The sequence below is a fragment of the Mesorhizobium sp. 8 genome (assembly GCF_006351905.1).
Taxonomy (GTDB): Bacteria; Pseudomonadota; Alphaproteobacteria; order Rhizobiales; family Rhizobiaceae; genus Mesorhizobium; species Mesorhizobium composti.
Genome location: NZ_CP040914.1, coordinates 875,348 through 894,646, shown reverse-complemented (window position 1 = coordinate 894,646; position 19,299 = coordinate 875,348). Strand labels below are relative to the sequence as shown.

The window sequence follows — 19,299 nt, the reverse complement described above, 5'->3', positions numbered from 1 at the left end:
GCCATCCCATACAGGGATTGGTTTTGCGGGCAATTGTGCCTGTTTTGAAAGCGCGTTGAAGGCGCGTCGGGTGCTGACATGACGAAGTGGTCGCCGAATTCCTGGAGAGCCAAGCCGATTAGCCAAGTTCCCGCCTATCCGGATCTGGGCGCGCTGAAGGACACCGAGGCGCAGCTCGCCAGCTTTCCGCCGCTGGTTTTCGCTGGCGAGGCGCGCAAGCTGAAGAAGCAGTTGGCGACGGTCGCCGCCGGTGACGCATTCCTTCTCCAGGGCGGCGATTGCGCCGAGAGCTTCGCCGAGCACGGCGCCGACAACATCCGCGACTTCTTCCGCGTGTTCCTGCAAATGGCCGTGGTGATGACCTATGCCGGCGCGCAGCCGGTGGTGAAGGTCGGCCGCGTCGCCGGCCAGTTCGCCAAGCCGCGCTCGTCCGACAGCGAGACGAAGGCGGACGTGACGCTGCCGAGCTATCGCGGCGACATCATCAACGGTATCGAGTTCGACGAGAAGTCGCGCGTGCCCGATCCGCAGCGGCAGGTGATGGCCTATCGCCAGTCGGCCGCGACGCTCAACCTTCTGCGCGCCTTCGCCCAGGGCGGCTATGCCAGCCTGGAGAACGTGCATCGCTGGATGCTGGGCTTCGTCTCAGACAGCCCGCAGGCGGAGAAGTACGGTGCGCTCGCCAACCGCATCACCGAGACGATGGACTTCATGCGTGCCGTCGGCATCACCTCGGAGAGCAATTTCGCGCTGCGCGAGACGGATTTCTACACCAGCCACGAGGCGCTGCTGCTCGGCTACGAGGAAGCGCTGACGCGCGTCGATTCGACCAGCGGCGACTGGTACGCGACGTCGGGCCACATGATCTGGATCGGCGACCGCACGCGCCAGCCCGATCATGCGCATATCGAATACTGCCGGGGCATCAGGAACCCACTCGGCCTGAAGTGCGGCCCTTCGCTGACGCCGGACGGGCTGATCGAACTGATCGACCTGCTCAACCCCGAGAACGAGCCGGGCCGGCTGACGCTGATCGCCCGCTTCGGCGCCGACAAGGCGGGTGAGCATCTGCCGAAGCTGGTGCGCGCCGTCGAGAAGGAAGGCCGCTCGGTCGTGTGGTCGTGCGACCCCATGCACGGCAACACCATCACGGCGGCGGGCTACAAGACGCGGCCGTTCGACCGTATCCTGAAGGAAGTGCAGACCTTCTTCGAGGTGCATCGCGCCGAGGGCACCCATCCGGGCGGCATCCATGTCGAGATGACGGGCAAGAATGTCACCGAATGCACCGGCGGCGCGCGCGCCATCACCGCCGAGGACCTGCACGACCGCTATCACACGCATTGCGACCCGCGCCTCAACGCGGATCAGGCGATCGAGCTGGCGTTCCTGGTGTCGGACCTCTTGAAGAAGAATGCGCCGGTGCGGCAGCGGCATACGGAAGCGGCGGAATAAGTCTGGCCGCATTGCCGGTTGAAAAGCGAAAGGCGCCTGAGAGGGCGCCTTTTTCTTAACGTGAGTTGGATGCTCCCGCTTACTCCTTCTTGTAGAGCAGCCAGTTCTTGCCCGACGGGCCGGCCATGGTGGAGTGGCGGGTGACGCGGTTGCGGCCTGCCACCTTGGAGCGGTAGAGCGCGCGGTCCGCCTTGGTGTAGAGGTCTTCCGGACTGTCGCCTTCCGAGGCCATGCAGATTCCCATCGAGACGGTGACGGTGCCGTAGTTCGTGCCGGTCTGGGGGCTGGCGAACGGCGTCTGCTCGACCAGCGCGCGGATGCGCTCGGCCATCTGGTAGGTCGTGTCTTCGCTGGCGCCTTCGACGATCAGCGCGAATTCCTCGCCGCCGGTGCGCGCCACGAACACGCCGGCATGGCTGTTCGACTGGAAGATGTCGGCGATGATCTGGATGATCTTGTCGCCGACAGGATGGCCGAAACGGTCGTTGATGTCCTTGAAGCGGTCGATGTCGGCCAGGATCAGGGCGTTGAACAGGATGCCCTTGCTCGAATTGTAGATGCGCGCGATCTCCTTGTCGAAGGCGCGCCGGTTCCAGATCTGCGTCAGCGGGTCGGTGTCGGCCAGGCGCTTGTATTCCTCCAGCTTCGACTTCACGCTTTCGAGTTCGGCCGACTTGTCGGACAGCGTCGAGAGAACCTGCCTGCCGTGATCGATCGTCGAGGTGGTGGCGACGGAGATCGCGCCGACGATCTTCTGCAACAGCTCCCTGGAGATCGTGCTGCGGCTGTTGAGGCCGTCCGACGTCTCGTCGAGGATCCTGCCGTATTTCTCGATATGCGAACGTTCGCTGCGCAAAAGCGAGGCGACGTCCTCCAACTCCCTGGCGAGGGTCTCGCGCGCCTGCTCGACGATGCCCTGGCCGTGGTTCTGGGAGAAGAACTTGCGGCCGATGGCGTCGAGTTCGTCCTGGGTCGGCCGGTTGTTCAAAGCCACGACGGCGAGGCTGAGCGCGGGGTTCGATCCGCTCAGCGCTTCGTAGAATATCTCGTAGTTGCGCGGCAGGCCCATGACGCCGAGCTGGCGCATGGTCGTGACGACAGCGGTTGCCAGATCGGTGCTGCGTTCGAGCGTTGCGGCTGCCGGCTGCATGCGCGTTTCATTCTCCCCTTGAGACTCTGTGCCGGGTCGCACGGATCGTCCTTGCCGATGGAGGGCGCGCGGAGTGTTCTTGAAACATGACGAAGAACGCGCCCCCAGCTGCGATCTTCGCGTGCATCACCATAGATACGGTATCGCTAAATCTTCCTTAATTCCGCGAATTTGAAGGCATCTATTTCTACTATAAAGTGTATACAATTCTCTATATTGCATTTCGCGCCCATGTTGCCGGTTGTCGTATTTGCCGATGCGGCCGTCCCGATCCTGTGGAATGCTGCGTCCATCGGCCATGCAGGAAGGAGAGACGGATGGAGACGATTCACGAAGGCGGGTGCCTGTGCGGCGGTGTCCGCTTCAGGACGCGCGGCAGGCTGCGTGGCGTGATCTTCTGCCACTGCTCGCAATGCCGCCGTCAAAGCGGCCATTTCGTCGCCGCCACCAGCGCGTCGGATGCCGGCCTTACCGTCGAAACCGGGCCGCATCTCGCCTGGTATGCCGCTTCCGCCGATGCCCGGCGCGGCTTTTGCCGTACCTGCGGTTCGCTGCTGTTCTGGAAGCAGGAGGGAACCGACACCACGTCGATCATGGCCGGAGCCTTCGACCGGCCTACCGGTCTTGCCGGCGCCAGCCATATCTTCGTTGCCGACAAGGGCGATTACTACGAAATCTGCGACGGGCTGCCGCAATTTACCGACGACGAGACGCCTGTCGCGGTTGCCCGCGACTGAAAGACGTCGGATAAGCGCGCTATGCGGAGAAGATCACGCCCATGATGCGCCTCATCCATGCCTGGCAGAATTCGCTGCGCGCCTTTCGCCGGTTGGCTTCCGGCGAGGCTGCGTTCCGGCAGGAACTCGCTCTACTGGTGCTGGCGCTGCCGGTCGGCTGGTTCGTCTCGACCAGTTGGAGCGGTTATGCGCTGCTGGTCGGGGCCGTCCTGCTTCTGATGCTGGTCGAAGTTCTGAACACCGGCATCGAGGCCGCCTGCAACGCGGTGAGCCGCGAGTTCAATGCCGACATCCAGCTTGCCAAGGATTGCGGCTCGCTGGCGGTGCTGATCGCCGTCGTTCTCGCCGCCGGCATCTGGATCGTCGCCATCGCCGGGCGCCTGGCCGGCGGGGCCGCATAGCAGGACCAATCGAAGGGGCGTTGTCGGAGCGCTCGGGGCAGGCTAAATCCCGCTCATGACCAAGAAAGCCGCTCCCGATATCCTGCGCATCGCCGTAGCCCAGCTCAACCCGACCGTCGGCGACGTCGTCGGCAACCTCGCCAAGGCGCGCGAGGCGAGGGCGGACGCCGCCCGGCAGGGCGCCGACCTCGTTCTGTTCACCGAGCTTTTCCTGGCCGGTTATCCGCCGGAAGACCTCGTGCTGAAGCCTGCCTTCCTGAAGGCCTGCGAGAAGGCGGCCGAGGATTTCGCCAGGGATACGGCCGACGGCGGGCCGGGCGTCATCATCGGCACGCCGCTGAAGCGCAAGAGCGGCACGCATAATTCCGTCGTCGTCGCCGATGGCGGCAAGATCATCGGCGAATGCTACAAGGTCGACCTGCCGAACTACGGCGAGTTCGACGAGAAGCGCGTCTTCCAGGCGGGACCGGAGATTTCCGGGCCGGTGAATTTCCGCGGCATCCGCATCGGCATCCCGATCTGCGAGGATATCTGGGGCGATCTCGGCGTGTGCGAGACGCTGGCCGAGAGCGGCGCCGAAATGCTTCTCGTGCCCAACGGCTCGCCCTACTATCGCGGCAAGCAGGATGTGCGCCAGCAGGTGGTGCTGAAGCAGGTGATCGAGACGGGCCTGCCGCTGGTGTGGGCCAACCAGCTCGGCGGCCAGGACGAACTCGTATTCGACGGCGCCTCCTTCGGCATCAATGCCGACAAGTCGCTCGCCTTCCAGATGAGCCAGTTCGAGGAGACGGTGGACGTCGTCACCTGGAAAAGAACCCCTGACGGCTGGGTCTGCTCGCAGGGGCCGAAGTCTAGAATTCCCGAAAAGGAAGAAGCGGATTATCGCGCCTGCATGGTCGGCCTGCGCGACTATGTGAACAAGAACGGCTTCAAGAACGTGGTGCTCGGCCTTTCCGGCGGCATCGATTCGGCGATCTGCGCGGCGCTTGCCGTCGATGCGCTGGGCGAGGAGCGCGTGCGCTGCGTGATGATGCCCTACCGCTACACGTCGAAGGATTCGCTGAAGGACGCCGAGGACTGCGCCCGCGCGCTCGGCACGCGCTACGACATCGTGCCGATCTTCGAGCCGGTGGAAGGGTTCTCGCACGCGCTGTCGCAGCTTTTCGAGGGTACGCGCGAGGGCATCACGGAAGAAAACCTGCAAAGCCGCGCGCGCGGCACCATCCTGATGGCGATTTCCAACAAGTTCGGCTCGATGGTGGTGACCACCGGCAACAAGAGCGAGATGTCGGTCGGCTACGCCACACTGTATGGCGACATGAATGGCGGCTTCAACCCGATCAAGGACCTCTACAAGATGCAGGTCTATGCGATCTCGCGCTGGCGCAATGCCCATGTGCCGCCGACCGCGCTGGGGCCTAGCGGAGAGGTGATCCCGGTCAACATCATCGACAAGGCGCCGTCCGCCGAACTGCGCGAGAACCAGACGGACCAGGATTCGCTGCCGCCCTATCCGGCGCTGGACGACATCCTCGAATGCCTCGTCGAGCACGAGATGGGCGTCGACGAGATCGTCGCGCGCGGTCATGACCGGGCGACGGTGACGCGGGTGGAAAACCTGCTCTACATCGCCGAATACAAGCGCCGGCAGGCGGCACCCGGCGTCAAGATCACGCGCAAGAACTTCGGCCGCGACCGCCGCTACCCGATCACCAACCGGTTCCGCGACCGAGGATGAGCCGATGAGCCTCGAGATTGTCGATGACCTGGCCCTGCTCGATTTCAGGGCGACGGCGGACCTCCTTGGGGCCAGCTATTGGGGGAAAGGCAGGACCGACGCCATCAACCGCCGCGCCTTCGAGAATTCGGTTTGCGCGATTGCCCGGATCGACGGCAGGCAGGTGGGGTTTGCGCGCGCCTCGGGAGATCGTGCGGTGTTCGCGCGCATTTCCGACGTGATCGTATGGCCCGACCAGCGCGGCAAGGGGATCGGCAAGGCCCTTGTCTCGGCACTTCTCGACCATGCCGATCTGAAAACGGTTTCCGCCTGGATGCTCAACACCAGCGATGCGCATGGCCTGTACGAGCGTTTCGGATTTCGCCGCGTAACGAACGGCAACGAAATGCGCCTCGATCGATAGATCGAAGCAGAAATAAATCCCTGTTTTCCGGCCGATTTTCGACATCTTTGTTGGCGCGCCCGGATCGGGCGACGCGGCGGCGAGGCTTGACGCTTTCCTCTTCCGCTCATTGCGGGTGGTCATCATCACGAACTGTGTTACTCTGTTGCGCATCGTGATTGATCAAGTCGCGACAATTCCCGAAAAGAGACTGAGGAGGAAAACAATGTCCATGGGAGAAAAATGGAGTGCCTATCGGCCGTCCAAGGCGGTCTGGCTCTGGTCCTGCGTCGGCGCTGCGGTGCTGACCATGATCGTCGGCTTCTCGTGGGGCGGCTGGGTGACCGGCGGCACGGCGACCAAGCAGGCGGAAACGGCAGGCGAACAGGCGGCGGCGCAACTCGCGGCCAACATCTGCGTTCACAGGTTCCTTGCTGCTCCCGACGCTTCGGCGCAACTGGCGGAGCTGAAGAAGGAAGATACCTGGAAGCGCGACACCTTCGTCGAAAAGGGCGGCTGGGTCACCTTCGCCAAGATGGAGAAGCCGGTGGACGGGGCGGCCGAACTCTGCGCCCAGCAGCTTGCCAGCGCGGAACTTCCGGCAGCGACGACGGCGGACGCCGCCTCCGAAACGACGGTCAACTAGGACGACCTTTTTATAGAATGGCGAGCCGGAATCCTTTCGGCTCGCAGCCATATTCGAATGCGCCGTTCACCGTGACGACAATGCCGCCGGCAAGCCGGCAACGCGCGATCCCGAAGGATTTGCCCTCCTCGTCCGGTTCTTTCCATATTGAGGGGCGGCGACAAGCGCTGTTGCAGATATGCCTCAACGATTCGGCCAGCCGTGATTTCTGCCCGGCAAGGGGTTGGCTCGGTTCAAAGCGCTGGCTATAAGCCGATATTCCGCGATTCCCGTTGGGGGAGGTCACGTATGCCACGATTTGACATCGCTAAAGGGGGCCGCAAGGCCTAGGCACGATCGTCGCCGGTTTTCCGGCCGATTGTCGAATTCGCATCGACCAGCAGGCGAAGCGCCTGCGAGCGGTTCTTTCCATTTCTGATTTTTGAGGCCGGGCGAATTGCCGCCCGATTGACATCATGACTCGTTTCAAAACCGACCTCGGCGGCGGCGCCTTCGCCAGCGTGCTTGGCTTCACCGTCCGCCATTGGCGGCGCCAGCCCTGGCGGCTGGCGCTTATCGTCGTCACCTTCATGGTCGCGACGCTGGCCGATGTGCTCACCCCGCTCTATTCCGGACGGCTGGTGGATGCGGTGGCCTCCGGCGCCGCCACCGATGCCGTGGCCTGGGCTGCCGCGAAGGCGGCGTTCGTGACGCTGATCGCCCTGGCGCTCGGCTCCGTCGTCATGCGCAACGTCGCCTTCGTCGGCATCACCGACCTGACGCTGAAGATGATGGCCGACATCTCGGCCGACGCCTTCCATCGCGTCCAGCGCTTTTCGACGGACTGGCACGCGAACTCCTTCGCCGGCTCGACCGTGCGCAAGGTGACGCGCGGCATGTGGGCGCTCGACCTGCTCAACGACACCATCCTGATCGCGCTGTTCCCGTCGCTGGTCATGCTGGTCGGCTCGACCGTGCTTCTCGGCTGGTATTGGCCGATGATGGGGCTGGTCATCGCCATCGGCTCGCTGGTGTTCATCGCGGTCACCGCCGCGCTGTCGCTCGGCTATGTCGCGCCGGCGGCCCGGCTCGCCAACATCTGGGACACCAAGCTCGGCGGCTCGCTGGCCGACGCGGTGAGCTGCAACGCGGTGGTGAAGGGGTTCGGCGCCGAGGAGCGTGAGGAGGCGCGCTTCGCAGAGGTCGTTGCCAAGTGGCGCGGCCGCACCCGCCGCACCTGGATGCGCGGCACGGTGAACGGCACGACGCAGGGAATGATGCTGCTCGGCCTGAGGGCCGCCGTCATCGGTTTCGTGCTGGTGCTGTGGAGCTGGGGGCAGGCGAGCGCCGGCGACGTCGCCTTCGTGCTCACCTCCTTCTTCGTGCTGCAGGGCTACCTGCGCGACATCGGCATGCACATCCGCAACATGCAGCGCTCCGTCAACGACATGGAGGAGCTGGTCGATTTCGAGGCGCAGCCGCTGGATGTCGACGACCGGCCAGGCGCCGGGCCGATCCGCATCGGGGAGGGCGGCATCACCTTCGACCATGTGACGTTCCATTACGGCAACCACCGCCTGCCGCTCTACCGGGATTTCTCCATCAGGATTAAGCCGGGCGAGCGGGTGGGGCTGGTCGGGCATTCCGGCTCCGGCAAGACGACTTTCGTCAAGCTGATCCAGCGGCTCTACGACGTCAGCGGCGGGCGCATCCTGATCGACGGCCAGGATATCGCCGGGGTGCAGCAGGCGTCGCTGCGCTCGCAGATCGCCATCGTTCAGCAGGAGCCGATCCTGTTCCACCGCTCGCTTGCGGAGAACATCGCCTACGGCCGGCCCTCAGCGACGCAGGCCGAGATCGAGGAGGCGGCGCGGCAGGCCAGCGCCCACCACTTCATCACGGCGCTGCCCAAGGGCTACGGCACGCTGGTCGGCGAGCGCGGCGTCAAGCTGTCCGGAGGCGAGCGTCAGCGCGTGGCGATCGCGCGCGCCTTCCTGGCAGATGCGCCGATCCTGATCTTCGACGAGGCGACGTCCAGCCTCGATTCGGAATCGGAGGTGCTGATCCAGCAGGCGATGGAACGGCTGATGGAGGGGCGCACGACGCTGGTCATCGCGCACCGGCTCTCCACCGTGCGCTCGCTCGACCGGCTGCTGGTCTTCGACCGGGGCAGGATCGCAGAGGAAGGCTCGCACGACGAGCTGATCCGCCTTGAGGGCGGCATTTACCGCCGGCTGTTCGAGCGCCAGGCGCTGGAGCTGACCAAGGGGCTGGCCTGAGGGGACGGCTGGCTATCGCACAAGGCGATCCCCCTCTCCGTCTCGGCTTTGCCGAGCCACCTCTCCCCCACTTCGTGAGGGGAGAGGATGGGTGCCAAGCCTGTGGCCGGCGTATCCTCTCCCCTGGAACGGGGGAGAGGTGGCGTGCGAAGCGCGACGGAGAGGGGGCAACGCCCTGTGCCACTGTCCTGAGCCTGACAGAAGCCCACCCGCACCCGCGCTTTTCATCCTCGCTGCTTTGGCCTAAACAGGCGGGCGGGTAGGGCGGTTCTTGTCAACGCAAAGAGCATCCGCTACGCCCCCTCCATGACAGTCACCGTCCGCTTCGCCCCGTCGCCCACCGGCCGCATCCATATCGGCAACGCGCGCACCGCGTTGTTCAACTGGCTGTTCGCGCAAAAGCACCGAGGCCGCTTCATCCAGCGCTTCGACGACACCGACGTCGCCCGCTCGAAGCAGGAATACGCCGATTCCATCCTCTACGACCTGCATTGGCTGGGCATCTTCCAGGACGCCACGGAATACCAGTCGAAACGCTTCGACCATTACGACGCGGCGGTGGAGCGGCTGAAGGCGGCCGGCGTGCTTTATCCCTGCTACGAGACGCCGGAGGAACTGGACCTGCGCCGCAAGGTGCGCCGCACGCGCGGCCTGCCGCCGGTCTACGGCCGCGAGGCGCTGGCGCTGACGTCAGCCCAGATCGCCGAATACGAAGGCGACGGGCGCCGCCCGCACTGGCGCTTCCTGCTGCCCAACTTCGTCTCCGACCCGCTGGAGCCGATGCGCACCGAAATCCGCTGGAACGACCTCGTGCGCGGCGAGGAGACGGTCGACCTCGCTTCCGTCTCCGATCCGGTGCTGGTGCGCGAGGACGGCACCTATCTCTACACGCTGCCTTCGGTGGTGGACGATATCGACATGGGCATCAGCCATGTCATTCGCGGCGACGACCATGTCACCAACACCGGCGTGCAGATCGCGCTGTTCCAGGCGCTCGGCGCCGTGCCGCCGGGCTTCGGCCATCACAACCTGCTCACCACCGTCTCGGGCGAGGGACTGTCGAAGCGCACGGGCTCGCTGTCGATCCAGGGCCTGCGCGAGGACGGCATCGAGGCGATGGCGGTGGCCTCGCTAGCGGTGCTGATCGGCACGTCGGAAAGCGTGCATGCGATGCCGACCATGGCCGAACTCGCAGACCATTTCGATCCGGCGGCGACGTCGAAATCGGCGGCCAAGTTCGATCCCGACGAATTGCTGGTGCTGAACCGCGCGCTGCTGCATCACTTGGCGTTTGCCGACGCGCGCGACCGCCTGGGCGTGCTGGGTATCGGCGGCGAAAGGGCGGAGCCGTTCTGGAACGCCGTGCGCGGCAATCTCGACCGGCTTTCCGATGCCGCCCAGTGGTGGAAGATCGTCAACGAAGGGCCGCAGGAGACGCCGGAACTCTCCGACGAGGACCGCGACTTCGTCCGCGTCGCCTTCGACCTTTTGCCCGAAGACCCGTGGGATGCCGGCGTCTGGAAAGCCTGGACCGCCAAGGTGAGAAAGATGACCGAGCGCAAGGGCAAGGCGCTGTTCATGCCGCTCAGGCTGGCGCTTACGGGCCTTTCTTCGGGGCCGGAGCTTGCAGATCTATTGCCGCTGATGGGTCGGGAAGGAACTTTGGCCCGACGACCCTGACCTTGCGGTCCCCGGGCGAATTTTCCGCCGCCTTCTCGGCGGCCAGCCGCCTGATCGTCTCGACGTCGAGGCCGCCTTCGGCATTGGCCTGCGTTTCGGGATCGGCCGCCGGGTCCGGCCTTGCCGCCGGCATGATCGAAACGGAGGGCGACAGCGACTGCATGGCCGGCGAAGACGTCGGCCCGGCACCGGAATCGCCGCCGGAGCCGCCGCCGAGAATGGAAAAATCCCTCGGTGCGTTGCAGCCGCAGCTTTGCGGTACCGAGGCGTTCGGTTTCTTGTAGAGATAGGCGGTCGAAAGGTCGCCGTAGGGACGGCCGGTGGCCACCGAGATCATGCGCGACGAATCCTCGTCCATTCCGCGCGTGTAGAAAAGCTGGATGGCGGCGCCGGGGCAGCTCGATTCGCAATTCTTCTGGTCGCGTTCGAAATCGCCGGCGGAAGCCGCGTTGGACATCGGGAAGAAATAGCCGTCGCAGGTGCGCACGCATAGGGTGCGATATTCGCCGCCCGGAAGGGAAACCTCGTTCGGCCTGTCGGCGCGCTCGATGGTTTCGCCGAGCAGGCGCTGGACGCTGCCGTCGCTGGAGCGGATCGTCACCGCCTTGTCTTCCGCCTTGCGGTCGCGGCAGCCGTTCTTGTCGAGCAGCGCCATCAGGCGGGCGCGGCTACGGCGCTTGCCGCCGCCGGAGAGCTGGGCGCGCTTGCGCTCGAGCTTGTCCAGGTTGCCGTTCATGCGCGACAGGGCGGCATTGAGCGAGGCGCATTGGCTGACGTTGCTGGAAAACAGCGAGAAGCCGCAGCCGAGTGAGCGCGCCTGGCTGCGCGCCTTGGCGATCTCGCTTTGCTGCCGCGCGATGGCGCCGTCGTACCTGTTGAGCTGAGCGGGGCCGGAACCGCCGCGCGGTGCGCCCGCGAGTTCCGCTTCCAACTGGCGGCAGATGCGGGCGGACGCCTGCGCGGCCGCCGGTGCGAATGCAGCCAGTACCGCTGCGCCCATCAGCGCGGCGGCGAGCATTTGCGCCCTGCGATCGCCCTTCATCCGGTTCGGTTCCCGCCGCCAGAATCGTCCAGCGAAAGCTTAGCGCGCGGCGAGTTAACCCGTTCTTTACGCTGTCGGCGCGTCGAGCTTCAGCGTCGCCTGTGCCCGCTGTGAGGCCTCGACGACGGCAAGCGCGGTCATGTTAACGACGCCGCGCGAGGTGACCGACGGGGTCAGGATGTGCGCCGGCTTGTCGGTGCCGAGCAGGATCGGCCCGACATGCAGCGCGTCGAGCGTCGCCTGCAGCGCGGTCAGGGTGATGTTGGCGGCGTCGAGGTTAGGGAAGACCAGAAGGTTGGCTTCCCCTTTCAGGCGCGAGCCGGGGTTCACGCGCTGGCGCAGATGCGCCGAAAGCGCGGTGTCGGCGTGCATCTCGCCGTCGCATTCGAGGTCGGGCGCGATGCGGTGCAGGATCTCGGCGGCCTTGCGCATCTTCATGGCGCTCGGCACGTCGCGCGAGCCGAAGTCCGACAGCGACAGTAGCGCCGCCTTCGGCTCGATGCCGAAGCGGCGGATTTCTTCCGCCGCGAGCACGGTCATCTCGGCGATTTCCTCCGCACTCGGATCGACCGTCACATGGGTGTCGGTGAGGAACAGCACGCCGCGCTGCGAAATCAGCATCGACAGCGTCGACAGATCGCGGTCCTCGATGCCCGGCCGGCTGCCGATGATGAGGTTGACGTTGCGCAGGTGGCGGGCGAAGCGGCCTTCCAGCCCGCACAGCATGGCGTCCGCGTCGCCGCGCTTCACGGCAAGGGCTGCGATGACGGTGTTTTCGGTGCGCACCTTGGTGCGCGCGGCTTCCGGCGTGACGCCGCGGCGGCCGCCGAGTTCCATAAGCAGGTCGACATAGTGCCGGTAGCGCGGATCATCTTCCGGGTTGATGAGGCCGAAATCGACGCCCGGCCGGATGCGCAGGCCGTGACGCTTGAGGCGGACTTCGATGACGTGCGGACGGCCGATCAGGATCGGCTCGGCGATGCCTTCCTCCAGCACCACCTGGGCGGCGCGCAGCACGCGCTCGTCCTCGCCGTCGGCATAGATGACGCGTTTCAGGCTCGCTGTCTTCGCCGCCGAGAAGACCGGCTTCATGACCAGGCCCGAGCGGAAGACGAAGCGGTTCAGCTTGTCGATATAGGCGGCGAAATCCTCGATGGGCCGTGTCGCCACGCCGGTTTCGCAGGCAGCCTTGGCGACAGCCGGGGCGATGCGCAGGATGAGGCGCGGATCGAACGGCGAGGGGATGAGGAAATCCGGACCGAACATCGGCGTCTCGCCCGAATAGGCGCGGGCGGCAACGTCCGACGGCTCCTCGCGGGCGAGGCCGGCGATGGCGCGCACGGCCGCCATCTTCATCTCCTCGTTGATGGCGCTGGCGCCGCAGTCCAGCGCGCCGCGGAAGATGTAAGGAAAGCACAGGACGTTGTTGACCTGATTGGGGAAATCGGAGCGGCCGGTGCAGATCATCGCGTCGGGCCGCGCGGCACGGGCCACCTCCGGCATGATCTCCGGCGTCGGATTGGCGAGCGCCAGGATCAGCGGCTTTTCAGCCATGTCGGCGAGCAGTTCGGGCTTCAGCACGCCGGCGGCCGACAGGCCGAGGAAGATGTCGGCGCCGCCGATCACGTCGGCCAGCGTGCGGGCGTCGGTATCCTTGACGTAGGCGTCCTTCCAGCGGTCCATTTCCTCGACGCGGCCTTTATAGGCGACGCCGTGGCGGTCGGTGACCCAGATGTTGTCGATGCTGGCGCCGAGCGAAACCAGAAGGTTGAGGCAGGCAAGCGCGGCCGCGCCCGCGCCGGAGGTGACGATCTTGACCTTGCCGATCTCCTTGCCGGCCAGTTCCAGCGCGTTCAGCACCGCCGACGCCACGATGATGGCGGTGCCGTGCTGGTCGTCATGGAACACCGGAATGCTCATGCGCGCCTTCAGCCGTTCCTCCACCTCGAAGCATTCGGGGGCCTTGATGTCCTCAAGGTTGATGCCGCCGAAGGTGGGTTCGAGCGCCGAAATGGTCTCGACCATGCGATCGATCCCGGGCGCGTCGATCTCGATGTCGAAGACGTCGATGCCGGCGAACTTCTTGAACAGAACCGCCTTGCCTTCCATCACCGGCTTGGAGGCGAGCGGACCGATGTTGCCGAGGCCGAGCACGGCCGTGCCGTTCGACACCACGCCGACGAGGTTGGCGCGGCTGGTGTAGTCGGCCGCGAGCGCCGGGTCGTCCTGGATGGCGAGGCAGGGGGCGGCGACGCCGGGCGAATAGGCAAGCGCCAGGTCGCGCTGGTTGCCGAGCGGCTTGGTGGCCTGGATTTCCAGCTTTCCGGGGGTCGGGTGCTTGTGGAAGAAAAGCGCCGCCTCGTCGAGGTCGGAACGCGCCGGTTTCTTGTTTTCACCCTTCATCTCGGTCCCCGCCGCCATGGCTGCGCCACTCCCATCTCCTTTCCTTTTAGCACGCGTCGAAAGGTTTTCGAGCCGGCAAATGCGCGATCGGGGTCAAAGGCAAAGAAGTGAATGTGTTTCAATATTTTCAGCCGGAAAGTTCGTGCGGATGCCTGTCTCAGAAGGCGCTGACATAGAGCCCGCCGTCGACGGGGATGTTCTGGCCGGTGAGGTAGCCGGCATGCACCGAGCAGAGGAAGGCGCAGATCTGGCCGAATTCCTCCGGCGTTCCCAGCCTCTTTGCCGGAATGTCCGCCGAAATGCGCGCCTTGCGCGCCGCTGCCGCTGCCGGGTCCTCGACCGAACCCGGTTCGTGCGGCCCACGCAGCCGGTCGGTGTCCAGCTTGCCGGGCAGGAGGTTGTTGATGGTGACGTTCTTGTCGGCGACGGTGCGGGCAACGCCGGCAAGGAACGAGGTCAGCCCGGCGCGCGCGCCCGACGACAGGTCGAGGCCGGCAAGCGGGGTATAGACCGACAGCGAGGTGATGTTGACGATGCGGCCGAAGCCGCGCGCCGCCATGCCGTCGATGACGGCCTGCACCAGTTCGATGGGCGTGACCATGTTGTTGGTGACGCCGGCGAGGATCTTTTCGCGGTCGAGTTCGCGGAAATCGCGGAAGGGCGGGCCGCCGTTGTTGTTGACGAGGATGTCGGGCTCGGGGCAGGCGGCGAGCAGCGCCTTCTGCACCTTCGGGTCGGACACGTCGCCGGCCACCTCGGTGACAGTCACCTTGTAGCGCTCGCGGATTTCGGCGGCCGTTTTCGCCAACAGCGCGGCGTCGCGCCCGTTGACGACGAGGTCGCAGCCCGCTTCCGCCAGCGCCATGGCGCAGCCGCGGCCAAGCCCCTTGCTCGACGCGCAGACGATGGCCTTGCGGCCGCTTATGCCGAGATCCATGGCAAACGTTCTCCTGTTGCGGTGCGAGGCTACCCTCGGCGCTGGACCAAGCGCAACTGCCGAGCGCTGTTGCATGAGCCGGCAAGAGCCAAGACGACGCGAGGCAACAACAGGTCTGAATCGAATCAAAAACTGCCTGATCGCCCATTCCGAACGATTTTCGGGCATGATATGGGGCGAACAGGCGCCGGCCATGCGGCACGAGTCGCCACGGAAATTCCCGGATGTCGCTGCCGCCGCTTTCGCCCGAACAGAAGATCAGGCCTCGCTATTTCGAGCTGAGGCTGGCGGCGATGTTCTTTACGCTGCTCATTCCCGGCGGCATCTACGTTCCCTATTTTCCGCTCTGGCTGGAGCGCCACGGCTTCGGCCCGCAGGAGATCGCCGTCATCCTGTCGGCGCCGATGTTCCTGCGCGTGGCGACGACGCCGGTCTTCACCGCGCTCGCCGACAGGGCGCGCGACAGGGCCAATGTCTATAACCTGCTGGTCGCGACCTCGGTGGTCGTCTCCGCCGGCTATTTCCTGAAGCCCACCTACGCCGTCGTTCTCGCCGTCTCGCTGCTTTTGGCGGCGGTGTGGACGCCGCATTCGCCCATCGCCGATTCGCTGGCGCTTTCGGGCGTGCGCCGTTTCGGCGCCAACTACACGGCGATGCGCATCTGGGGCTCGATCTCCTTCCTGCTGGCCAATCTCGCCGGTGGCTTCATTCTCGCCGCCACCGGCGCCGACGCGGTGCCTGTGCTGGTTTTCGGTGCCTTTTGCCTGACGCTGGTCGTCGGTCTTGCAGCACCCCGCCTCGGTCCGCCGCGCCTTGCCTCGCCATTGTCCGCGACCGGAATGCAGGAGGCGGCGCCGCGTTTGCTCAACGGCTACTTTCTCTATTTCGTGCTCGGCGCCGGCGTCGTCATCGCCAGCCATTCCTTCATCAACAGCTTCGCCTCGATCTACTGGCGCTCGATCGGCATCAGCGACTCCGTCATCGGCATGCTGTGGGCCTTCGCGGTGGTGGCCGAGGTCGGCATGTTCTTCGGATTCAACCGCCTGTTCGGCAAGGTTCCGGTGGCCACGCTCATCCTGGCGGCCGCCGTGGGCGCTGCGCTGCGCTGGGCGCTGTTCCCGCTGATCTGGCCGTTCGGCCTCGGCGTGCCGGGCTTTTTCGCCGTGCAGGCGCTGCATGCGGTTTCCACCGCGCTGGTGCTGATCGGCCTGCAGAAGATGATCGGCGAGACGGTCGCCGACAGGCAGACGGGCGCGGCGCAAGGCATCGCCTATTTCTCGAACTATTTCTTCACCGCCGTGGCGACGCTGGCCTCCGGACCGCTCTATGCGCGTTTCGGCTTCGACGGCGGCTACGCCATGGTGCCGGTGGCGCTGGCCGGTTTCGTGCTCATCCGCCTCGCCGCGCGCTCAGCCCCACAGGCCGCGCTCGGGCGGTGAAACCAGCGAGCCCTGGTAGGTCAGGCCGGGGACGCGGTCGCGCGCCAGGAGCAGCGGGCCGTCGAGATCGACGAAATCGGCCTCCTGCGCCAGCAGCACGGCCGGCGCCATGGCGAGCGAGGTGCCGACCATGCAGCCGACCATGACGCCGAAGCCCAGCCGGCGCGCCTCGTCGCGCAATCTCAGCGCTTCCGTCAGGCCGCCGGCCTTGTCCAGCTTGATGTTGACGGCGTCGTAAAGGTCGGTGAGTGCCGGCAGGTCCTTTGCCGCGTGTACGCTTTCGTCGGCGCAGATCGGCACCGGATGGGCGATCGTGGCGAGAATGCCGTCACGGCCGGCGGGCAGGGGCTGCTCGACCAGCGCGACGCCGAGTTCGGCGGCAGCAGTGAGATTGGCTGCGACGGTTTCGTCCGTCCAGCCTTCGTTGGCGTCGAGGATGAGGCGGCTTGCCGGGGCGGCCTGCCTGACCGCGCGGATGCGCTCGATGTCGCCGTCGCCGCCGCCGATCTTGACCTTGAGCAGCGGCCGCGACGCGTTTTCGCGCGCCTGCGCGGCCATCGATTCGGCCGAACCGAGGGAGAGCGTATAGGCGGTTTCCAGCGCCCTTGGCGCAAGGCGCAGCCGTTCGGAGACGGCCACGCCGGTCGCCTTGGCCTCCAGGTCCCACAAGGCGCAGTCGATGGCGTTGCGGGCCGCACCCGCCGGCATCGCTGCCAGCAATTCGTCGCGGTCGATGCCGCCCTCGACGGCGCTTCGCATCGCCTCGATTGCCGCGACCACGCCTTCCAGCGTCTCGCCGTAGCGGCGGTAGGGCACGCATTCGCCACGGCCGGCATGGCCGCCCTCGCTGATCGTGCAGGTCACCACCTCGGCCTCGGTCTTGGAGCCGCGCGAGATGGTGAAGGTTCCGGCGATGGGGAAGCTTTCCTTGTCGACCGAAATGCCACGCACCATGTTTTTCTTCCTCCGCTGCCCCCGCCGGGGCCGGGGCGCAAATCGACAGGCCGGGCCTGTCAGGCTAAACAGGTGCCATGTTGACGATCGGCAAGTCGGATGCAAGCGGGGAGGCGCCAAACGGCCGGCGGGCGCGCCTCGCCGTCGGCGAGGACGGCGACGTGCTCGGCTGCGCGCTGGCCGGCACCTGGACGACGCGTACCGTCGCCGATGTCGACGCCGACATGCGTGCGATCGAAAAGCGAAGCGGATTCAAGACGCTGGCGCTCGACCTTTCGGGCATAGAGAAGATCGACACGGCCGGCGCCTGGCTGATCGACCGGTTGAAGGAAGCCAATCGCAAACGCGGTGTCGAGGTCCAGGTGCAGGGCCAGAGCAAGATCACGTCGATCCTGCTCGATGCCGTCGGCGAGGCGGCGCGGCGCAACGACGACACGCCCCCGGAGCGGCCGCCCAACATCGTCATCCGTGCGCTGGAGGCGATCGGACGCCGCGTCTACGAGATGCGGGACGATTTCATCGCCGCCATGAACATCCTCGGCGCCACCATCCGGGGCGCGCAGATGAAGCTCGGCCGCGGCCACGCGGTCAACCCGGCGGCGATCTTCAACCAGATCGACCGCATGGGCGTCGGCGCGATTCCCGTCGTGGTGCTGATGTCGGCCATCGTCGGCGCCATCGTCGCCCAGCAGGGCGCCTATCAGCTGCGCTACTTCGGCGCCGACATCTTCGTGGTCGACCTCGTCGGCGTGCTGGTGCTGCGCGAGCTCGGCGTCCTGATGACGGCCATCATGATCGCCGGCCGCTCGGGCAGCGCGATCACCGCCGAGATCGGCTCGATGAAGATGCGCGAGGAGGTCGACGCGCTGAAGGTCATCGGCCTCAACCCCATCGGCGTCCTGGTGTTTCCGCGGCTGGTGGCGCTGGTCATCGGCGTGCCGTGCCTGACGATCCTGGCCAATTTCGCGGCGCTGGGCGGCGGCATGGCGGCGGCCTGGCTTTATTCCGACATTCCGCCGGCCGCCTTCATCGACCGGCTGCGCGCCGCCATCGACCTCAGCACCATCTTCGCGGGCCTCATAAAAGCGCCGTTCATGGCCATGATCATCGGCACGATCGCTTCGGTGGAGGGCATGAAGGTGGGGGGCAGCGCCGAATCGCTCGGCCAGCATGTGACCGCTTCGGTGGTGAAGTCGATCTTCATCGTCATCATCCTCGATGGCCTGTTCGCCATCTTCTACGCGGCCATCGAGTTCTGACATGGCCATTGCAGAAGAAAAGGCTGGCCTGAACGGCGCCGAGGGCGACGGGATCGTCATCTCGGCACGCGACATCACCGTCGCCTTTGGCGACAAGGTCATCCTCGACAAGCTGTCGCTCGATATCCACCGTGGTGAGATCCTCGGCTTCGTCGGCGCCTCGGGGGCGGGCAAATCGGTGCTCCTGCGCACCATTCTCGGCCTCAACAAGAAGCAGGCCGGCACGATCGAACTGTTCGGCGTCGACGTCGACAAGGCCGGCGATGCCGAGCGGCTGCGCATCGACATGAGGATGGGCGTGCTGTTCCAGCACGGCGCGCTGTTTTCCGCGCTGACGGTGCTGGAGAACGTGCAGGTGCCGATGCGCGAATATCTCGACCTGCCGAAGACGCTGATGGACGAACTGGCGCTGCTCAAGATCGAACTGGTCGGCCTGCCGCCGGATGCGGCGCGAAAATTCCCGTCCGAGCTTTCCGGCGGCATGGTCAAGCGCGCGGCGCTCGCCCGCGCGCTGGCGCTCGACCCCGACGTCGTCTTCCTCGACGAGCCGACCTCCGGCCTCGACCCGATCGGCGCCTCCGAGTTCGACGAACTCGTCGTCAAGCTGCGCGACACGATGGACCTCACCGTCTACATGGTCACGCACGACCTCGATTCGCTGTTCACCGCCTGCGACCGCGTGGCTGTGCTGGGCAACAAGAAAATCCTGGTCGAAGGCACGATCGAGGACATGCTGAAAAGCGAGGAGCCATGGGTGAAGTCGTATTTCCGCGGAAAACGGGCGCGGCAGCTTGATCTTGCGGCGCGGGCATAGAAGC

The 19,299-nt window shown here is 65.7% G+C and carries 16 protein-coding genes; 11 read left to right on the top strand and 5 right to left on the bottom strand.

Annotated elements, in window-relative coordinates; all coding sequences use genetic code 11:
- The first annotated feature begins 78 nt into the window (after nucleotides 1-78).
- The gene (locus FGU64_RS04115; protein WP_139950989.1) at nucleotides 79-1,455 is read left to right on the top strand and encodes a 3-deoxy-7-phosphoheptulonate synthase class II; all 1,377 of its coding nucleotides are present in this window, start codon (nucleotides 79-81) and stop codon (nucleotides 1,453-1,455) included.
- Nucleotides 1,456-1,534: 79 nt separating this feature from the next.
- Here FGU64_RS04115 and FGU64_RS04110 read toward each other — a convergent pair whose 3' ends face one another.
- The gene (locus FGU64_RS04110) at nucleotides 1,535-2,605 is read right to left on the bottom strand and encodes a diguanylate cyclase (protein ID WP_139950988.1); all 1,071 of its coding nucleotides are present in this window, start codon (nucleotides 2,603-2,605) and stop codon (nucleotides 1,535-1,537) included.
- 317 nt (nucleotides 2,606-2,922) lie between these two features.
- Here FGU64_RS04110 and FGU64_RS04105 point away from each other — a divergent pair, with 317 nt between their 5' ends.
- From FGU64_RS04105 to gltX, 7 genes are all read left to right on the top strand, one after another.
- The gene (locus tag FGU64_RS04105) at nucleotides 2,923-3,342 is read left to right on the top strand and encodes a GFA family protein (RefSeq protein ID WP_139950987.1); all 420 of its coding nucleotides are present in this window, start codon (nucleotides 2,923-2,925) and stop codon (nucleotides 3,340-3,342) included.
- Between the two features lie 41 nt (nucleotides 3,343-3,383).
- Nucleotides 3,384-3,743: a diacylglycerol kinase gene (locus FGU64_RS04100; RefSeq protein ID WP_139950986.1), complete on the top strand. Its 360-nt coding sequence runs from the start codon at nucleotides 3,384-3,386 to the stop codon at nucleotides 3,741-3,743.
- Nucleotides 3,744-3,798: 55 nt separating this feature from the next.
- Entirely contained in the window at nucleotides 3,799-5,481 is a 1,683-nt protein-coding gene (locus FGU64_RS04095) for an NAD+ synthase (RefSeq protein WP_139950985.1), read from the top strand.
- Between the two features lie 4 nt (nucleotides 5,482-5,485).
- Nucleotides 5,486-5,884 (top strand): GNAT family N-acetyltransferase, encoded by a 399-nt coding sequence (locus FGU64_RS04090; protein WP_139950984.1) that lies wholly within the window; start codon nucleotides 5,486-5,488, stop codon nucleotides 5,882-5,884.
- A 205-nt stretch (nucleotides 5,885-6,089) separates the two neighbouring features.
- Complete coding sequence (locus FGU64_RS04085) at nucleotides 6,090-6,509, top strand: hypothetical protein (protein ID WP_136353620.1); 420 nt, start codon at nucleotides 6,090-6,092, stop codon at nucleotides 6,507-6,509.
- A gap of 455 nt (nucleotides 6,510-6,964) precedes the next feature.
- Nucleotides 6,965-8,767, top strand: a complete 1,803-nt coding sequence (locus FGU64_RS04080) for an ABC transporter ATP-binding protein (protein WP_139950983.1) — start codon at nucleotides 6,965-6,967, stop codon at nucleotides 8,765-8,767.
- 306 nt (nucleotides 8,768-9,073) lie between these two features.
- Nucleotides 9,074-10,447, top strand: a complete 1,374-nt coding sequence (gene gltX / locus FGU64_RS04075) for a glutamate--tRNA ligase (protein WP_139950982.1) — start codon at nucleotides 9,074-9,076, stop codon at nucleotides 10,445-10,447.
- On the opposite strand, the gene FGU64_RS04070 is transcribed toward gltX, so the two are convergent.
- The 3 genes from FGU64_RS04070 to FGU64_RS04060 all read right to left on the bottom strand — a co-directional run bounded on the left by FGU64_RS04070 (nucleotide 10,365) and on the right by FGU64_RS04060 (nucleotide 14,829).
- The gene (locus tag FGU64_RS04070; protein ID WP_139950981.1) at nucleotides 10,365-11,489 is read right to left on the bottom strand and encodes a DUF2865 domain-containing protein; all 1,125 of its coding nucleotides are present in this window, start codon (nucleotides 11,487-11,489) and stop codon (nucleotides 10,365-10,367) included. The genes gltX and FGU64_RS04070 overlap by 83 nt on opposite strands.
- Before the next feature lie 66 nt (nucleotides 11,490-11,555).
- Nucleotides 11,556-13,892: an NADP-dependent malic enzyme gene (locus tag FGU64_RS04065; RefSeq protein WP_139955260.1), complete on the bottom strand. Its 2,337-nt coding sequence runs from the start codon at nucleotides 13,890-13,892 to the stop codon at nucleotides 11,556-11,558.
- A gap of 157 nt (nucleotides 13,893-14,049) precedes the next feature.
- A complete protein-coding gene (locus FGU64_RS04060) occupies nucleotides 14,050-14,829 on the bottom strand; it encodes an SDR family oxidoreductase (RefSeq protein WP_139950980.1) in 780 nt (259 codons plus the stop codon).
- 224 nt (nucleotides 14,830-15,053) lie between these two features.
- On the opposite strand from FGU64_RS04060, the gene FGU64_RS04055 reads away from it, so the two are divergent.
- Nucleotides 15,054-16,268, top strand: coding sequence for an MFS transporter (locus FGU64_RS04055; protein ID WP_139950979.1), 1,215 nt, complete (start codon nucleotides 15,054-15,056; stop codon nucleotides 16,266-16,268).
- Here the strand turns inward: FGU64_RS04055 and dgcA are convergent.
- Nucleotides 16,239-17,222, bottom strand: a complete 984-nt coding sequence (gene dgcA, locus FGU64_RS04050) for an N-acetyl-D-Glu racemase DgcA (protein ID WP_139950978.1) — start codon at nucleotides 17,220-17,222, stop codon at nucleotides 16,239-16,241. The genes FGU64_RS04055 and dgcA overlap by 30 nt on opposite strands.
- Nucleotides 17,223-17,299: 77 nt before the next feature.
- Here dgcA and FGU64_RS04045 point away from each other — a divergent pair, with 77 nt between their 5' ends.
- Both FGU64_RS04045 and FGU64_RS04040 read left to right on the top strand, forming a co-directional pair.
- Complete coding sequence (locus FGU64_RS04045; protein WP_139950977.1) at nucleotides 17,300-18,481, top strand: MlaE family lipid ABC transporter permease subunit; 1,182 nt, start codon at nucleotides 17,300-17,302, stop codon at nucleotides 18,479-18,481.
- 1 nt (nucleotide 18,482) lies between these two features.
- A complete protein-coding gene (locus FGU64_RS04040) occupies nucleotides 18,483-19,295 on the top strand; it encodes an ABC transporter ATP-binding protein (protein ID WP_139950976.1) in 813 nt (270 codons plus the stop codon).
- The last annotated feature ends 4 nt before the right edge of the window (nucleotides 19,296-19,299 follow it).

Bases quoted from the DNA above. Each gene is read 5' to 3' on its own strand.
- FGU64_RS04115 (WP_139950989.1), top strand. From the start codon at position 79: ATGACGAAGTGGTCGCCGAATTCCTGGAGAGCCAAGCCGATTAGCCAA.
- dgcA (WP_139950978.1), bottom strand. From the start codon at position 17,222: ATGGTGCGTGGCATTTCGGTCGACAAGGAAAGCTTCCCCATCGCCGGA.
- FGU64_RS04070 (WP_139950981.1), bottom strand. From the start codon at position 11,489: ATGAAGGGCGATCGCAGGGCGCAAATGCTCGCCGCCGCGCTGATGGGC.
- FGU64_RS04085 (WP_136353620.1), top strand. From the start codon at position 6,090: ATGTCCATGGGAGAAAAATGGAGTGCCTATCGGCCGTCCAAGGCGGTC.
- FGU64_RS04045 (WP_139950977.1), top strand. From the start codon at position 17,300: ATGTTGACGATCGGCAAGTCGGATGCAAGCGGGGAGGCGCCAAACGGC.
- FGU64_RS04055 (WP_139950979.1), top strand. From the start codon at position 15,054: ATGTCGCTGCCGCCGCTTTCGCCCGAACAGAAGATCAGGCCTCGCTAT.
- FGU64_RS04100 (WP_139950986.1), top strand. From the start codon at position 3,384: ATGATGCGCCTCATCCATGCCTGGCAGAATTCGCTGCGCGCCTTTCGC.
- FGU64_RS04090 (WP_139950984.1), top strand. From the start codon at position 5,486: ATGAGCCTCGAGATTGTCGATGACCTGGCCCTGCTCGATTTCAGGGCG.
- FGU64_RS04065 (WP_139955260.1), bottom strand. From the start codon at position 13,892: ATGAAGGGTGAAAACAAGAAACCGGCGCGTTCCGACCTCGACGAGGCG.
- FGU64_RS04060 (WP_139950980.1), bottom strand. From the start codon at position 14,829: ATGGATCTCGGCATAAGCGGCCGCAAGGCCATCGTCTGCGCGTCGAGC.
- FGU64_RS04080 (WP_139950983.1), top strand. From the start codon at position 6,965: ATGACTCGTTTCAAAACCGACCTCGGCGGCGGCGCCTTCGCCAGCGTG.
- FGU64_RS04040 (WP_139950976.1), top strand. From the start codon at position 18,483: ATGGCCATTGCAGAAGAAAAGGCTGGCCTGAACGGCGCCGAGGGCGAC.
- FGU64_RS04095 (WP_139950985.1), top strand. From the start codon at position 3,799: ATGACCAAGAAAGCCGCTCCCGATATCCTGCGCATCGCCGTAGCCCAG.
- FGU64_RS04105 (WP_139950987.1), top strand. From the start codon at position 2,923: ATGGAGACGATTCACGAAGGCGGGTGCCTGTGCGGCGGTGTCCGCTTC.
- FGU64_RS04110 (WP_139950988.1), bottom strand. From the start codon at position 2,605: ATGCAGCCGGCAGCCGCAACGCTCGAACGCAGCACCGATCTGGCAACC.
- gltX (WP_139950982.1), top strand. From the start codon at position 9,074: ATGACAGTCACCGTCCGCTTCGCCCCGTCGCCCACCGGCCGCATCCAT.